This is a genomic window from Lachnospira pectinoschiza (assembly GCF_020564355.1).
Taxonomy (GTDB): Bacteria; Bacillota; Clostridia; order Lachnospirales; family Lachnospiraceae; genus Lachnospira; species Lachnospira intestinalis.
This window is the reverse complement of the sequence record NZ_JAJCRR010000050.1, coordinates 1-392: the sequence shown is the minus strand read 5'-3', so window position 1 is coordinate 392 and position 392 is coordinate 1. Positions and strand designations below refer to the sequence as shown.

At 41.3% G+C, this 392-nt stretch carries 1 protein-coding gene; it reads right to left on the bottom strand.

Annotated features, from left to right (window positions below):
• Window positions 1-361, bottom strand: a 361-nt coding sequence (locus LI288_RS14190; protein ID WP_264474006.1) for an aldo/keto reductase, incomplete at its 3' end; no start/stop codon positions are given.
• Between the last annotated feature and the right edge of the window lie 31 nt (window positions 362-392).

Below are 392 nucleotides of genomic sequence, written 5' to 3'. Positions count from 1 at the left end.
CAAAGTTTGGACGAAACGCTTTTGGATTTGGCCAGTGAATAAGATAAAGGTCCACATAGTCTAAACCTAATTTTTCCAAGCTTTCGTTAAGTGCTGCTCGTGCATCTTCTGTTGTGCCAACAGCCCAAAGTTTTGTCGTAATAAACAAGTCTTCGCGTGCAATTCCACTGTCTTTAATCGCACGGCCCACTGACTCTTCATTGCCATACACAGCTGCTGTATCAATATGACGGTAGCCCACTTCTAAGGCAGTTTTTACAGCTTGATATGCTTCTTCGCCATCTTTAGATTGCCATGTTCCAAAACCCACTTTTGGAATTGTCATACCGTTTGCGAGAGTGTAAGTTTCTGTAAGTGACATAATTTCTCCTTTTCTTTACTTTCTAGCTTCA